The sequence below is a fragment of the Paenibacillus cymbidii genome (genome assembly GCF_004764705.1).
Taxonomy (GTDB): domain Bacteria; phylum Bacillota; class Bacilli; order Paenibacillales; family NBRC-103111; genus Paenibacillus_AN; species Paenibacillus_AN cymbidii.
In genome coordinates this window covers 234,683-249,305 of sequence record NZ_SHLX01000005.1, presented here as the reverse complement: position 1 = coordinate 249,305, position 14,623 = coordinate 234,683, and the positions used below count along the sequence as shown (strand labels likewise).

At 55.7% G+C, this 14,623-nt stretch carries 13 protein-coding genes; 7 read left to right on the top strand and 6 right to left on the bottom strand.

Translation table 11 applies throughout. The annotated features are described in order from the left end of the window. Positions 1-286 precede the first annotated feature (286 nt). The 7 genes from hppD (at position 287) to EXY20_RS09555 (ending at position 8,112) form a co-directional block, all read left to right on the top strand. Entirely contained in the window at positions 287-1,402 is a 1,116-nt protein-coding gene (gene hppD / locus EXY20_RS09585) for a 4-hydroxyphenylpyruvate dioxygenase (protein WP_135550201.1), read from the top strand. A 33-nt stretch (positions 1,403-1,435) separates the two neighbouring features. Beyond that, a complete protein-coding gene (locus EXY20_RS09580) occupies positions 1,436-2,392 on the top strand; it encodes a hypothetical protein (RefSeq protein WP_135550199.1) in 957 nt (318 codons plus the stop codon). Between the two features lie 2 nt (positions 2,393-2,394). Further along, positions 2,395-3,660 carry a fumarylacetoacetase gene (gene fahA, locus EXY20_RS09575; protein ID WP_135550197.1) on the top strand — a complete coding sequence of 422 codons (1,266 nt, stop codon included), beginning with the start codon at positions 2,395-2,397 and terminating at the stop codon, positions 3,658-3,660. Positions 3,661-3,684: 24 nt separating this feature from the next. Continuing rightward, positions 3,685-4,863 carry a homogentisate 1,2-dioxygenase gene (locus tag EXY20_RS09570; protein WP_135550179.1) on the top strand — a complete coding sequence of 393 codons (1,179 nt, stop codon included), beginning with the start codon at positions 3,685-3,687 and terminating at the stop codon, positions 4,861-4,863. Next, the gene (locus EXY20_RS09565; protein WP_235885481.1) at positions 4,850-5,149 is read left to right on the top strand and encodes a YerC/YecD family TrpR-related protein; all 300 of its coding nucleotides are present in this window, start codon (positions 4,850-4,852) and stop codon (positions 5,147-5,149) included. Before EXY20_RS09570 ends, EXY20_RS09565 begins: the two co-directional genes overlap by 14 nt. A 138-nt stretch (positions 5,150-5,287) precedes the next feature. After that, positions 5,288-6,277 carry an aldo/keto reductase gene (locus tag EXY20_RS09560; RefSeq protein WP_135550174.1) on the top strand — a complete coding sequence of 330 codons (990 nt, stop codon included), beginning with the start codon at positions 5,288-5,290 and terminating at the stop codon, positions 6,275-6,277. A 167-nt stretch (positions 6,278-6,444) separates the two neighbouring features. Further along, a complete protein-coding gene (locus EXY20_RS09555; protein ID WP_167859118.1) occupies positions 6,445-8,112 on the top strand; it encodes a response regulator in 1,668 nt (555 codons plus the stop codon). Between the two features lie 608 nt (positions 8,113-8,720). Here EXY20_RS09555 and EXY20_RS09550 read toward each other — a convergent pair. From EXY20_RS09550 to EXY20_RS09525, 6 genes are read right to left on the bottom strand one after another with little or no spacing between them, the layout of a single operon-like run. Continuing rightward, positions 8,721-9,593, bottom strand: a complete 873-nt coding sequence (locus EXY20_RS09550; RefSeq protein WP_235885479.1) for a carbohydrate ABC transporter permease — start codon at positions 9,591-9,593, stop codon at positions 8,721-8,723. A gap of 11 nt (positions 9,594-9,604) precedes the next feature. Then, positions 9,605-10,546, bottom strand: coding sequence for an ABC transporter permease (locus EXY20_RS09545; protein WP_135550168.1), 942 nt, complete (start codon positions 10,544-10,546; stop codon positions 9,605-9,607). Beyond that, positions 10,539-11,540 (bottom strand): Gfo/Idh/MocA family protein, encoded by a 1,002-nt coding sequence (locus tag EXY20_RS09540; RefSeq protein WP_135550166.1) that lies wholly within the window; start codon positions 11,538-11,540, stop codon positions 10,539-10,541. Before EXY20_RS09540 ends, EXY20_RS09545 begins: the two co-directional genes overlap by 8 nt. Beyond that, positions 11,537-12,547, bottom strand: a complete 1,011-nt coding sequence (locus EXY20_RS09535) for a Gfo/Idh/MocA family protein (protein WP_167859117.1) — start codon at positions 12,545-12,547, stop codon at positions 11,537-11,539. Before EXY20_RS09535 ends, EXY20_RS09540 begins: the two co-directional genes overlap by 4 nt. A 4-nt stretch (positions 12,548-12,551) precedes the next feature. Next, positions 12,552-13,535 carry a Gfo/Idh/MocA family protein gene (locus EXY20_RS09530; protein WP_135550162.1) on the bottom strand — a complete coding sequence of 328 codons (984 nt, stop codon included), beginning with the start codon at positions 13,533-13,535 and terminating at the stop codon, positions 12,552-12,554. Between the two features lie 26 nt (positions 13,536-13,561). Beyond that, on the bottom strand, positions 13,562-14,398 hold the full coding sequence (locus tag EXY20_RS09525) for a sugar phosphate isomerase/epimerase family protein (protein ID WP_135550160.1): 837 nt from the start codon (positions 14,396-14,398) through the stop codon (positions 13,562-13,564). Between the last annotated feature and the right edge of the window lie 225 nt (positions 14,399-14,623).

Here is a 14,623-nt window from a genome sequence, read left to right as displayed (position 1 = left end):
CAGCGGCTTAATGGGCACGATCGTTTATAAGGAGCAACTGCCGAGGCAGTTGCTCCTTAAATTTTTTTGCAGGCGGTCCTTCGACAGGGGGGATCGCCTGATGTTATTTTTAGAGAAAAATAACGAAAAAGCCTGCTGCCGCAAGGCATGCCGCTGCAAGTAAACGCATTAAAGCGTGAGTGCGTCGCCACTTGCACACATCATTGCACGTTTTTGCGGGAAACCGGAAGCCTGAATATAATGGCAATCAGGAACGTTGGCTACTTATATCCAGGAGGAACCGCACATGGCTAAACAAGCGATTGACAGGACGGAGAAGCAGCAAGATTTTTTCCCGATTCAGGATTTTGATCATATTGAATTTTATGTGGGAAATGCCAAGCATACGGTCTATTTCTTGTGCCGGGCGTTTGGCTTCAAGGTGATCGCTTATGCCGGATTGGAAACCGGCCAGAGAGACAAGGTTTCTTATGTGCTTGAGCAGCGGAAAGCACGCTTCGTTATTTCCGGCGCGCTGCAGGAAGACCATTCGATTGCGGCCTTTATCAAGAAGCATGGAGAAGGGGCAAAGGATATTGCGTTCCGGGTAGACGATGTTGAAAAGGCTTACGCCGAGGCGATTTCGCGCGGAGCGCATGCCATCCAGGAACCCCAGACACTTTCGGACGACTACGGAACCTTTAAAAAAGCGATGATCGGCACATATGGCGATACGGTTCATTCCATCGTGGAACGAAAAAATTACCAAGGTCCGTTCGCCCCGGGATACCAGGCTGCGGAAGGGGGCATTGCCCATCAGGATGCCGGGTTGATCGGGATCGACCATGTGGTCGGCAATGTAGAGCGAATGGACGAATGGGTTTCCTATTACGAGCGCGTCATGGGCTTTAAGGATTTGATCCACTATGACGACAAAGACATCAGCACGGAATATTCCGCCTTGATGTCGAAGGTGCTGTTTAACGGCGGCCGCATCAAGATGCCGATCAATGAACCGGCTGCCGGCAGACGCAAATCGCAGATTGAAGAATACCTGGAATTTTACAACGGCCCTGGCGTTCAGCACGTTGCCCTGTTGACCAACGATATTATCGCAACGGTGCAGATGATGCGTGCGAACGGGATTGAGTTCCTTCGTACGCCGGACAGCTATTATGAAGCATTAACCGGTCGGGTCGGCCCAATCGACGAAGACATGCAGAAGCTGCGCGAAAACAACATTCTTGTCGACCGCGACGAAGAGGGATACCTCCTGCAAATTTTCACAAAACCGCTTGTGGACCGACCTACTTTGTTTTTTGAGATTATCCAACGCAAAGGGGCGACTACGTTCGGCGAAGGGAATTTCCGCGCGTTGTTCGAATCGATCGAACGGGAGCAGGCGAGCCGAGGCAACCTGTAAACGAAGCTTCGTCGAAGGAGAGGCGGTAACGTCATGTTTGCCAGCATGAAAGCCTTCATGGGACAAATAATCGATTATGCGGGATTGTTTCCGCCTGCGGCGCTGCCTCTGGAGTCCGCTATTCGTCATTATGCGGCATACCGGAACGGGCCGGATGCCTGGATGCTTGGTAATTTCGTCCTGGCGGCGACTCAATTGCCACAGCTGGATGCGTACATGCCGCTATTTACCGCCGAACGTCCGCTGCCGCTGGCGGTGGTAATCGGCCGAAGCAAGTCGGCGGAAGGAACCCTATATCTGCTGCAAGACGGCTTGACGAAGATTGGGCAGCTTCGCAAGCAACATGGCGCTTCGATCCGGATCGGTATGCTTGAACTTCCGCTGCCTCCCGCGGCGGTTGATCGGCGATTGCTCGCTAACATCGCATCGACTGCGGGAGCAGAGGAGCTGCAAGTATTTTGTGAAATGACCCACCCGCTTCACGACAACTGGGAAGCCAATATGCGGAAGGCACTTGACGAAATCGCGCTCTTTAATGGAAGCGGTCCTTTGCAGCCAGGCGTCAAGCTGAGGACGGGTGGTGTCACGGCAGACGCCTTCCCGACTCCCGGGCAAGTTGCCGTATTTCTGGCGGAGTGCCGTGACCGGGGATTGGCAATGAAATTCACCGCAGGCCTGCATCATCCCGTTCGCATGTACCGGGAGGAAGTTGGGACGAACATGCACGGATTTCTCAATGTTTTTATGGCTGGTTTGTTGGCGCACACTCATATGCTGAATGTAGCGGAGATCGAACAAATGATGGCGGAAGAAAACCCGGCGAGCTTTTCCTTTGCGGAAGAGGGGCTAGGCTGGCGGGAGCTTTCGGTTTCTGCCCGGCAGGTGGAAACACTTCGCAACCGTGTACTGTGCGCCTTCGGGAGCTGCAGCTTCGACGAGCCGCGGGAGGAGTTGCGTCAATTATATCCATTCGAACAGAGGTGCGGCTAGCTATGTTGCGTTCTTTTATCGAGGTGGCCCCGGACAGTCATTTCCCCATTCAAAATTTGCCGTACGGCGTCTTTCGGCCCCGCACCGGCGGCGGTCAACCGAAAATCGGCGTCGCCATTGGGAATTACGTATTGGATCTGGCGGTTCTGGAGGAAGCCGGGTATCTGAAATCGACTGAAGCCGCCCCTATCAGGATCTGGAGCGAACCGTCGCTGAATGCGTTTATGGCGCTTGGTCGTACCGTGTGGAAAGCCGCTCGCGAGGAAATTCAAAGCTTGCTTGCAAACGACAATCCGAAGCTGCGGGACAATGCCGAATTGCGGGCAAGGGCTCTTGTTCCCCGGACGGATGTCGACATGCTGCTTCCGGTCGAAATCGGAGATTATACCGACTTCTACGCTTCGCGAGATCACGCTGCGAATGTAGGCACGATGTTTCGCGGCAAAGACAATGCGCTGATGCCGAACTGGCTCCACCTGCCGGTCGGCTATCATGGCCGCGCAAGCTCCATCGTGGTGAGCGGTACGGATATCAGGCGCCCTCTCGGACAACGGAAGCCGCCGGAAGCGGCGGCTCCGATGTTCGGTCCGAGCAGGGAGCTGGATTTTGAACTCGAGGTCGGCTGTTTGATCGGCAAGGGGAACGAGCTGGGCTGCCCTGTTCCGATCACGCATGCGGAGGAGCATATATTCGGCCTTGTTCTGGTCAACGATTGGAGCGCCCGCGATATTCAGTCCTGGGAGTACCAGCCGCTCGGACCGTTTCTTGCGAAAAACTTTGCTACCTCCATCTCCCCTTGGGTGGTTCCGCTCGCAGCGCTCGAGCCATTCCGCATTTCCGGCGAAATACAGGAGCCGCAGCCGTTGCCTTATTTGCGACATAACGGTCCCCATTCGTTCGATATTCAACTTGAGGTATATCTGAAAAGCGAAAGCATGCAGCAGCCGGAACGCATCTCTGCCGGCAATTTCCGCCACTTGTACTGGAGTATGGCCCAACAGATCGCCCATCACACCAGCAGCGGCTGCAATTTGCGCGTCGGCGATATGCTGGGCTCCGGGACGATCAGCGGCCCACGGAAAGAAAGCCGGGGCTGCATGCTGGAATTGACCTGGAGAGGCACGGAGCCGCTGCGGCTCGGCAGCCGCGAGCAACGTGTATGGCTGGAGGATGGCGATCAGTTGACGCTGTCGGGCTGGTGCCAAGGGGACGGATACCGCGTCGGGTTCGGGGAAGCAACCGGACGCATCTTGCCGTCCTCACTATAATCGCGGAGAAAAGGAGGGGTTCTTATGCCGTTCTATCACCGCATGGGGCGGATTCCCCATAAACGCCACACGCAGTTTCGCAACGAGGACGGCGGGTTGTATCGCGAGCAAGTAATGGGGACCAAAGGTTTCTCGGGGATCCAATCGATCCTTTACCATCATTCGGCGCCGACGGAACTATTGAGAGCGGAATATTTGGGTGCCCTCGATATCGTTTACGAAGAGCCGGGCGCGCTTGGTTATCGCCACTTCAACACGTCCGCCCATCGGGAAAAAGGGGATGCGGTTAGCGGCCGGCACTACGTGGTCGGCAATGACGATGTGCTTATGGCGGTCGTTAACCTGACGGAACAGATGGACTATTTTTACCGAAACGGTTCCGGAGATGAACTGCTGTTCGTCCATTGCGGCACCGGAATACTCGAAACGATGTTCGGTACGCTGCGGTACAGACCGGGAGATTATATCGTCATCCCGATCGGGACGATCTACAGGGTTGTTCCCGATCCGGGGCAGTCAAAGCTTCTTGTGATCGAAACGAGCAGCTGCATCTCCACTCCGAAACGTTATCGCAACGAACATGGTCAGTTGCTGGAACACAGCCCGTTCTGCGAAAGAGACATTCGTTTGCCCGAAACGCTGGAAACGTATACCGACACCGGAGAGTTCGAGGTTCGGACGAAAGTCGGAGGAAACCTGCATGCCCACATTTACGGTTGTCACCCGTTGAATGTCGTGGGCTGGGACGGCTATTTGTATCCGTATATTTTGAATATCGGGGACTTCGAGCCCATTACCGGTCGCATTCACATGCCGCCTCCCATTCACCAGACGTTCGAAGGGCACAACTTCGTCATTTGCTCGTTCGTGCCGAGAATGTACGATTATCATCCGCAAGCGATTCCAACGCCGTATTTTCACAGCAATGTGGACAGCGACGAAGTGCTTTATTACGTGGAAGGGAATTTTATGAGCCGCAAAAATATTAATATCGGCTCCGTAACGCTGCATCCGGCAGGAATTCCGCACGGTCCGCACCCCGGCACGATCGAAGCCGGCATCGGCAAAACCGAAACAAAGGAATTGGCCGTCATGCTCGATACGTTCCGACCGTTGAAGGTAGTCAAGGCCGCACATGCAATGGAAGACAAAAACTATTTGTACAGTTGGTCGCAGAGGCGGGATGGGTGTGACTCGCAATAACGAAAACAATAAAGATGCCGATCAATTGTTCGATGCGATCCTAAGCCTTCGATCGAGGGAAGAGTGCTACGCTTTTTTTGGCGATCTCTGTACGGTTAAAGAAATGCAGAGCTTGGCGCTGCGCCTGGAAATCGCCCGGTTGCTGATCAACGGTTCGACCTATCTGGAGATCATCGACGAAACGAACCGGAGCAGTGCGATTGTTTCGAGGGTGAAAAATTGTTTGTTGTATGGAAATGGCGGGTTTCAAACGGTCTTGAACCGTATAGCCGGTTCGGACCAATGACAGCCCTTTTGCGTAGTCGCGATGTGTATATGAATGTAATCATATGATTATTTCATAATCGGCGCGGCTGCAATAAAGTAAATAGTGTGGGATGACAGCCATGACAACGAATAAATCGGGGATCGGAGTGAACGTAAAGTGGAATACACGTATTTGGGGAAGTCGGGTTTGCGGGTCAGCCGCTTGTGTCTCGGCACGATGAATTTCGGCGGCGTGACGAGCGAGAAGGATGCCTTCTACATCATGGATGCCGCAGTGGATGCCGGAATCAATTTTTTCGATACGTCGAACAATTATGGCAAAGGCAAAACCGAAGAAATTATCGGTCGCTGGTTTGCCCAGGGAGGCGGCCGCAGGGAGAAGGTTGTGCTGGCAACGAAGGTGTTTACCGGGGTTGCCAGCCCCGAGGAGGACGGACCCAACAAGGCCGACGGCCTGTCGGCTTTTAAAATCCGCCGCAATCTGGAAGCTTCCCTGCGCCGGATGCAAACCGACCATATCGAGCTGTATCAGATGCATCATATCGATCGCCACACGTCATGGGACGAGCTTTGGGAAGCTTTCGACATTCAGCAGTACCAAGGCAAAATTCTCTATGTAGGCTCGAGCAATTTCGGCGCGCGGGACTTGGTCAAAGCGCAATACGAAGCGAAGCTGCGCCACAAGTTCGGCCTCGTATCCGAGCAGCATATTTACAATCTCATGTGCCGGTTGCCGGAGCTGGAGCTCCTGCCTGCTGCGATCGAGCACGGCATCGGGGTCATCGCCTACAGCCCGATGGGCGGCGGATTGCTGGGCGGCAACGCAAGGAAGCCGGCCGAAAATACAAGAAGCTTCTACACCTTGTCCGGTATGACGCAAGGCAAGATCGACCGTCACCGGGAACAGCTCGAATCGTTCTCCGCATTCTGCAAGGAAATCGGCGAAAGCGAAGACGTTGTGGCATTGGCAGGCATTCTGCTGCATCCCGGCTTGACCGCCCCTATAGTCGGGCCGCGTACGATCCTTCAACTGCAAAGCTCGCTGCGAGCCGTGGAGGTCAAGTTGGACGAGTCCGCCATAGCCCGGCTTAATGAAATTTTCCCCGGCCACGGACCCGGCCCGCTCTCGTACGCGCGGAATCGCTAGGGCGGCTTGCCGCAACCCCGATTCATCGGAACGAAGAGGCGCACCTCCGGATTTATGGTCGGGGTGCGTCTTTTTTTACGGCGCCGGGAATGATAGAACGCTTTCGATTGGGTTATCATTTATAATGGAAGGTACTGGACCGATTCACCATGCGGGAGGGGAACGCCGTGTTCCGACTGCTGATTGTGGACGATATCAAAATTGTGGCGGACGGCCTGATGGACATGCTCCGTCACAACATGGCTGCGCAACTGGAGCTGTTCAAAGCGTATTCGGCGTTCGAGGCGCTGGACGTGCTGAGCGGCACGAAGATCGATATCGTCCTGACGGATATCAAAATGCCGGTGAAGACAGGAATCGATCTGCTCAGGGAGATCAGAGGGCAATGGCCGCGCTGCAAGGTTATTTTCCTGACAAGCTACAACGATTTTGAATACGCCAAGGAGCTCATCAATCAAGGGGGGTTCGAATACGTACTCAAAACGGAAGGGGACGAACGTATTGTCCAGGTGATCGGGCGGGCGGTGCAGACGCTGAACGCCGAGCTGAGAAACATGGAATTGATCGAACGGGCGCAGACCGATATGGACAGGGCCAAGTCGACTCATCGGAAGGAATACGCGCTTGAAATGCTGGAAGGGATTCATAAATCCGAGGTGTCCCGTCGGCAGCAATTTGCGTATTACCATATTCCGCTTGCGGCCGACAAGCCCGTATTCGTCTTGATTGCCCGAATGGACGGTTGGAAGGAACTGATGAACGTTTCCGACCGCACGTTGCTGTTGTACGCCGTTTCGAACATCGCAGCGGAATACTTCTCGGCGTCGCTGTACTTTTTGCATACGCCGTTCGAACGGACGAAGCTCGTATGGCTGCTGCAGCCGAGGCAGGTGGATTTGTCCGACGAAGAGGCGTGGAAGCGGGCCGCCCGGTTCCTGTACGGAACGTTGGAAACGGTTCAGGAAACGTGCCGGGAGCTGCTGCAATTGCGCATTTCCTTCCTGCTCGGTCGCCGCCCGGTTCCATGGGAGGAGCTGCCGGACAAGTTTCAAAGCTTGTTGTTCATGCTGAAACGGGGGATTGGCTTTACCAGCGAGCTTCTGCTGACGGACGAGGAGTTTCTGCAGCTCGAAAATTCCGCTCGGGGAGGCAAAGGAACGAAGTCGAATTCCATCCATCCGCTTCTGTACGGACAATTCAGCTTGCTGTTCGATTACTTGCACAGCAGCCGGAAAGAACCGTTTATCGACTTGTATCGGGAATTGCTGGAGCTTGTGGCCAAGCAGGCGGCAACGAACGAATATGCCAAAGTGGAAGCGTATTACTTTTTGGCTTCGATTTTTTTGTCTTTTCTGAACGAGCGCAATGTCATGACGGACCTTCACGCCAAATTCGATTTGTCGCCGCTGTTTGTGCTCGATCCCGGCAACATCCACGATGATTTTGGCGCTTACTTCGAGAAGCTGGCCAACCTGATTTTCGAATCCAACCTGTCCGAGACGAACGAAAAAACAAACCGGATCGTTTCGGAAGTCCAGCAATACGTGCATCATCATATGCATGAGGACATTTCCTTGCCCCGGCTCGGCGAAGTCGTCCATCTCAACCCTTCCTACCTGTCCAGGCTGTACAAGGAAATGACGGGACTGTCGATATCCGACTATATCATCGAAGTCAAGCTGATCAAAGCCAAGGATCTTCTCCGGAACAGCCATCTGAAAATTCATGAAATCGCCCAAACACTGGGGTACAATTCGAGCATAGCGTTCATCCGGTTTTTCAAAAAAATCACCAATATGACGCCGCTGGAATACCGTGAGAGCTTGCAGGCGTGAACGGCAGCAAACAGTCGGTCGGAACGGAAGTTCCGGCCGGCTGTTTGGGCGCCGCCGGTTTAAGGCGGCTTTTCCGGCTTATTTCGCCAGAGGTGGGCTGAGGTGAAAATAGGCAATGAAAAATGGCCTATTTGGCCTCAAATGGGCAGTCGACCCAAAATAGCCAGTGATTTCGCTGGTTATTCGTGAAAATCCGGTCTAATTGGGGCTGTTTGACCCAAATATCCAGTGTTTTCACTGGCTATTTTGGAAGGGGGCCCGTTTTTGGGGGAATAGGCCATAAAACATGGCCTATTTCGCAAGGTGCTTCATCGGAGTGGCACAAAAAGCGAATTTGTTAGTTGGCGGCGGGGAGAATGCCGCACTTTGAGCAATATGTCTGCTTGGGGCGAGGGGCGGGAGCGGTGAGCGGGGGTTGGGATGGAGAAGCGGCAGCGTTCGCCTTTGTTTTCCGGATTCCTCCTCGGCCTAATCGTTCGAAGAATCCGGAAAACAAGAAGCGATCGGAATCCTAACCCCCGCGCGCAGCGGGAGCCGGTTTCGCCGGGGGTTGCCGGGTTTCGCAAAGGTTCACCGGGTTTCGCCAGGGTTCTCCGTTGCTGCGGCGATCACCCTTTGACGGAGCCGATGAGCACCCCTTTGACGAAGTGCTTCTGCAGAAACGGATACAGGACCAGGATCGGCAAGGTGCCGATGATGATGGTCGCATATTTCAACGACTGGATGACCGTTTCCGTCTGATTGGTTCGCTGCGCGGCCGTCGCCTCGCTGTCCAGCTGCCCGGCGATCACCAGATCCCGCAGGAACACCTGCAGCGGGTACAGGTCCTGATTTTTGATGTACAGGAAAGGCGTGTAGAAATCGTTCCAGATCCCGACGGCGGTAAACAAGCCGATGGCGGCGTAGACAGCCTTGGACAGCGGCGCAACGATGCGCAGGAAAAAACCGAAGTCGTTCAAGCCGTCGATTCGACCGGCATCCTCAAGCTCCGCAGGAATGCCTTCGAAGAAGGCGCGAAACACCAGCACGTGGAAGGTGCTGATCAAATTCGGCAGGATCATCGCCCACATCGTATTGATGAGTCCCAGCGATTTGACAACCAGATACGTCGGAATCATCCCGCCGCTGAACAGGATCGAGAAGACGATCAGGAAGGTAAGCGGTCCCCGCAGCACCATCCGGCTTTTGGAGAGCGCGAATGCGCCCAGCGAGGTGACTACAAGCGAGCTGAGCGAGCCGACAACGACGTAGATGATCGTATTGCGGTACCCGATATAGATGCGGTTATTGTCGAATACGCGTGCGTACCACTCGGTGGTAAACCCTTTCGGCCAGAAAAACACTTCGTTTCGCGCCACAAACTCATGGCTGCTGAGCGAGATGCTCAGCATGTAAATAAAGGGGTAGATCATCGTCGAGATCAGCAGAAGCATACAAACAGTGTTGATAACGGTGAACAAGTCGATTTTAGCTGATTTCACGCCATTCCCCCCTACCATAAGCTGACCTCTTTGTATTTCTTGGAAATAGAATTGGCAGCCAGAAGCAGCAACAGGTTCGTGACGCCGTTGAACACCCCGATCGCGGCGGCGTAGCTGAAGTTGCCGTTCACAAGCCCGACGCGATACGTGTAGGTCGAAATGATATCCGCGGTTTCATAAGTCAACGGATTGTACAGCAGGAACACCTTCTCGAATCCGGTCGACAGCAGGCCGCCGATATTCAGGATCAGCAGCAGGACGATAACGGAGGAGATCGACGGCATGGAAATATGCCAGATCTTCTTCCACCTTCCGGCTCCGTCGATATCGGCCGCTTCGTAAAGATGCGGATCGACGGTCGTCAGCGCAGCAAGATAAATGATGGTCCCCCAGCCGACGCTCTGCCAAATGCCGGAGGAAATGTAGATCGTTCGAAACGCCTCGGGAAGCGACAGAAAATAAACCGGCTCGACGCCAAACAAGCCGATAATCGTATTGATCAATCCTCCCGACGGGGAGAGGAACATCGTCAGCATGCTCACCACGACGACATTGGAAATAAAGTGGGGCAAATAGCTGACTGTCTGGACGAATCGTTTGAAGACCGAGCTTCTGATTTCATTGATCAGCAGCGCAAGCAGCAGCGGAGCGGGGAAGCCCCAAATCACGCTGTACAAACCGAGCAGAAACGTATTCTTGAGCAGAATCAGAAAATCGGGCGTGCTGAAAAAGAGCTCGAAGTACCGGAAGCCGACCCAATCGCTTCCCCAGACACCTTTTCTGACGTTGTAATTTTTGAAGGCGATCGCGATCCCGAACATCGGCAAATACTGAAAAAGCACATAATAAACCAGCGTAGGCAGGAACATGAGAATCAAATATTTGCTTGCGATCACCCGCCGCCAATAGCTTGTTTTGCCCAGGATGGGGACGTGCGACTCCGGTTCAGCCATGTCGAACACCTGCCTCCATTTCGCAATACCGGGATTCGGCATTGGAGCGATAAGCTGCCTTGACGATCTTCAGCGATTGCAAGCCGGCATGTCCGTCGGCCATCGGCAGCGGCACCGCGCCTTGTGAGAGGCAGCCGATAAACGCGTCGATCATCGCCTGGTCGACGTCATCGAGCCAAAGCTTCCATTCGACGGCGCCGCTGCCGTAAAGCACGGAAGATTGCTTCATCACGTCGAGCGTTGCGGATAGGCGCGTGCCGACAATCTCCAGGGTGAAGTCCCCCCATGTCGGAAAAGCGTCGGGCCGCGACCAGCTGGGATCGATGGTGGCAAGTACGCCATTATCGAACTCGATCATGACGATGCCGCAATCCTCGACGTCCGTGTCGCCGAATGCCGTGTCCAGCTCGGCATACACCCGTTTGGCTTCGGCAGCCAGCAAATAACGGTAAATGTCGGCCAGATGCACGATGTGGTCGATCGCCGCACCGCCGCCCGACAGCTTGGCGTCGATAAACCAGCCGCCCGGTTTTTTCCCCCGATTGGTGCCGTGGACGGCCACGATGTCGCCAAAAGCGCCTTCTTCGATCATTTCCTTCAGCTTGCGGATCGTATAGGCGTGTCTGACCGGGTAGGCGACGGAAAGCGCGATTCCCCGCTCGGCGCAATACCGGACCATTTCCTCGGCCTGGCGGATGTCCGTCGCGAGCGGCTTTTCGCACAGCACATGTATGCCGGCGCGGGCCGCTGCCATCACATGCTCGCAATGGCGCGCATTTTCCGAGCAAACGATCACGGCCTCGAGCTGCGCCGACAGCAGCATGTCCTCCAGGCAACGATAATAGGTGCCGCCATATTGCCTGGCCGCCTCCCGGCCGCGCGTTTCCTCCTCATCCCAGATCGCCGCAAGCTGCGCTTCGGGGTTCCTCGCGACCGCAGCCGCATAGCTGTGCGCGTGCATGTGCGCGAAGCTGACGATTCCGATGCGTTTCATGGACGGAGCTCCTTTCCCGTATCGACCGGTTGGCCGGTTTCGGCGGCAAGGTTGACGGCTTCGCACAGCCGAATGGCGCGGATCGCGTCTTCGGGCGTAACCAGGGCCGGCTTGCCGGTTGCGATGCAAGCGATAAAATGCGCCAATTGACGCGTCATCGGGTCTTCGGCCAGCCATATATCCGGGATCGATACGGCGTCGCGCCGTTCTTCGCCGGACGAGGGCGGCTTCTTGAACGACAAGGGAGCGGAGGCGCCGCTATGATGGACGAGCACGCCCTCCTTGCCGGCAATTTCAAAGGACGTTTCGAACGGCGGATAAGCCCAGCTTCCTTTGACCAACGCGATGGCTCCGCCTTCCATACGAATCGTCGCCGATACGAGCTCCACCCGCCGGTCCTTGTCTCCGCGGCAGACGCGCCGGGCGGCTACCCGCTCGGCTCGGCCGAATGTCCAGAGCAGCCAATCCAGATCGTGGATCAGCATATCGAGCGCCAGGCCGCCGCTTCGGCGGACATCGGCATACCAGTCGCCGGAGCCCAGCGGATAAACGCCCGACCTCGACAGGTGGACGACGCCGACAGGCCCAAGCGCGCCGCCACGTGTCAGCGTTCGGGCTTGCTCGTATTCGGGGCAGAAGCGAAGCACGTGACCGACAAACAAACGCACCTTGTGCCTGGCGCAGGCTTCGGCTATTTCCCGGGCGTCTTGCTCATGCAAGGCGAGCGGTTTTTCGCAAATGACGTGTTTCCCGTGCGCGGCGGCGCGAATCGCCACTTCCTTGTGGAGCGCAGTGGGCAAACAAATGTCGACGATGTCGAACCGGCCGTCCGCGAACAACGCGTCGACGTCCGCGAATGCGGCGGCGCCGTAACGGGCGGCTGCCGCCCTTGCCGCTTCCGGCGAGCCGGAGCAAACGGCGGCCAATTCGACGCCGTCCATGTTATGCCATGTTTCGGCATGGAGGCGGCCCATCGTTCCGAGCCCGATCAAGGCTACCTTCGGCATCGGGTTACCTCCCGCTGCGACCGGACGGCTCCAGCACGACCGGCAGCCCGCTTGCGGCGGATTGATTGGCGGCGACGGATACACGCAAGGAGCGGAGCGCTTCCTCGTAAGGGACTTTGATTTTCCCGGCATCGCCTGTCAGGATCGCGTCGATGAAAGCATCGTCTTGCGCCTTGTACGGATTGACCGTCGCGGCCACTTCCCGCTCCCCGCTCTTGTCCCGGATGATCAACCGGTTCTTGTAAATGCCCAGCCGAAAATCCCTGCCGAATACTTCGGCGGCCGTCCTCATGTCCGGCTGCGTGAAGCTGGAGTCGAGGCTGCCGACGGCGCCGGAGGCGAATGTCAGGTTGACGCTGCAGACGTCCGGTATATCGAGGTTTTCCACATCTCCCATAACCCGCAGTGCCGCGCTGGCATAGACACGCTCAATCTCGCCGGCCAAACAACGGATCAAGTCGACGATATGCGTCGTCTGCTCGACCAATTGGCCGCCGGACTTGGCCATGACCCGCCACCAGGGAGTCTCCACCAGTCCGCACAAGTAGTGGGCGTGCGTCATGGCGATCGTTTTGTCCCGCAAATAATCGAGGGCTTGTTCGACAATATCTAGATAGCGCAGGCAATATCCCGTCGAAGTGAGGATGCCCGCCTTCTTGATAACCGCCAGCTTTTTTTCCGCAATCGCGGGATCAAGGCCGATCGGTTTTTCCGAAAACAGGTGGATGCCCTTTGCCGCCAGTTCTTCTTCGATGGTGCCGTGGGCGAAGGGAGGGACGCAGAGGAAAACGGCGTCGATGTTCTCCTTCTCCAGCATGACCGCATAATCGGTGTAAGCAGATACGCCATGCTCTCCGGCAACCCGCTCCGCCGTTTCCTTGTGGATGTCGCAAACTGCAACAAGCTTCGCCTTGTCATTGGCGGCGATATGCTCCCGGTGGCCTTTGGCGATGCCGCCCGTCCCTATCAAAGCAACTTTTACTGTCATCCCAGCATCTCCTTTTAAAATAGTAGTCAGCGAGCCGCGCCGCCGAGAATGACCGCGATATGGCGCGCGCTGTCGTAAACCGCCTGGTATGGATCCTGCGCATACGGCGAAATTTCCGCCGTAACGGTATCGTCGTAGCCGACCTCGACCAGCGCTTCGCGGACCATCTTCCAATCCACGTCGCCGGCGAGCAGCGGGACAAGCCCGTTCGCATTCCCGACCCGGAGACGGAAATCCTTGACATGCACATTAAAAATCCGGTGACGCAGCAGCCGGATCCACATCTGCGGAATGCCGCCGAAGGGCAGCACGTTGCCGACGTCAAAATAGGAGCCGACTTGGGGCGAATCCAGCGCATCGATATAACGAATCATCTCCAGCGGGGAGAGCAGGAAGCGGTTTCCGACGTTCTCGATGCCGACAAGCACCTGGCGACGTTCGGCCAACGGGACGATGCGCTTCAGCTCCTCCAGGCTGCGGGTGTAGCATTGCTCATACGAAACGTCGTTGTTGACAAAACCGGGAATCACCAGAACGGAACGGATGCCCAGCAGCGCCGCCAATTCAATCTGCTTCTCGATCAGCTTCCTCCCGTTTTCCCGGACGGATTCGTCGGGGGAAGAGAGCGGCATGCTCCCGAACAAGCCGCACGACAAGCTGCGGAGCTGCAGCCCGCGGCTGCGCACTTGTTCGCCGACCGCCTCGGCCTGCGCAGCCGTCATATCCTTATGCAGCCCAACCGCATGGGCGCTTTCGTGCAGATTCAATTCGATGGCGTCATAACCGGCCTCTTTGCTGACGGCCAATACCGAATCCAGGGGCGTTCCTTCGGGAAAGCACCATTGATTCACACCTTTTAGCATGCGCAAAACTCCTTCGGGTTCATGTCTTTTCGTATCCACATCCAGTATAGAAGGCAGCGATTCGGGCGGGATATAGACTACTTTTTACATTGATATAATGTTAATGACAAAAAAATTTTCGGCGCGCTTTCGGCACTCCGCATGGTCATGTACTGTACATAAAAGTCATGAGTAGCTTATATTCGGCGCTATAGCCGATCCGTATAATAATGAGCAGAATCCCTC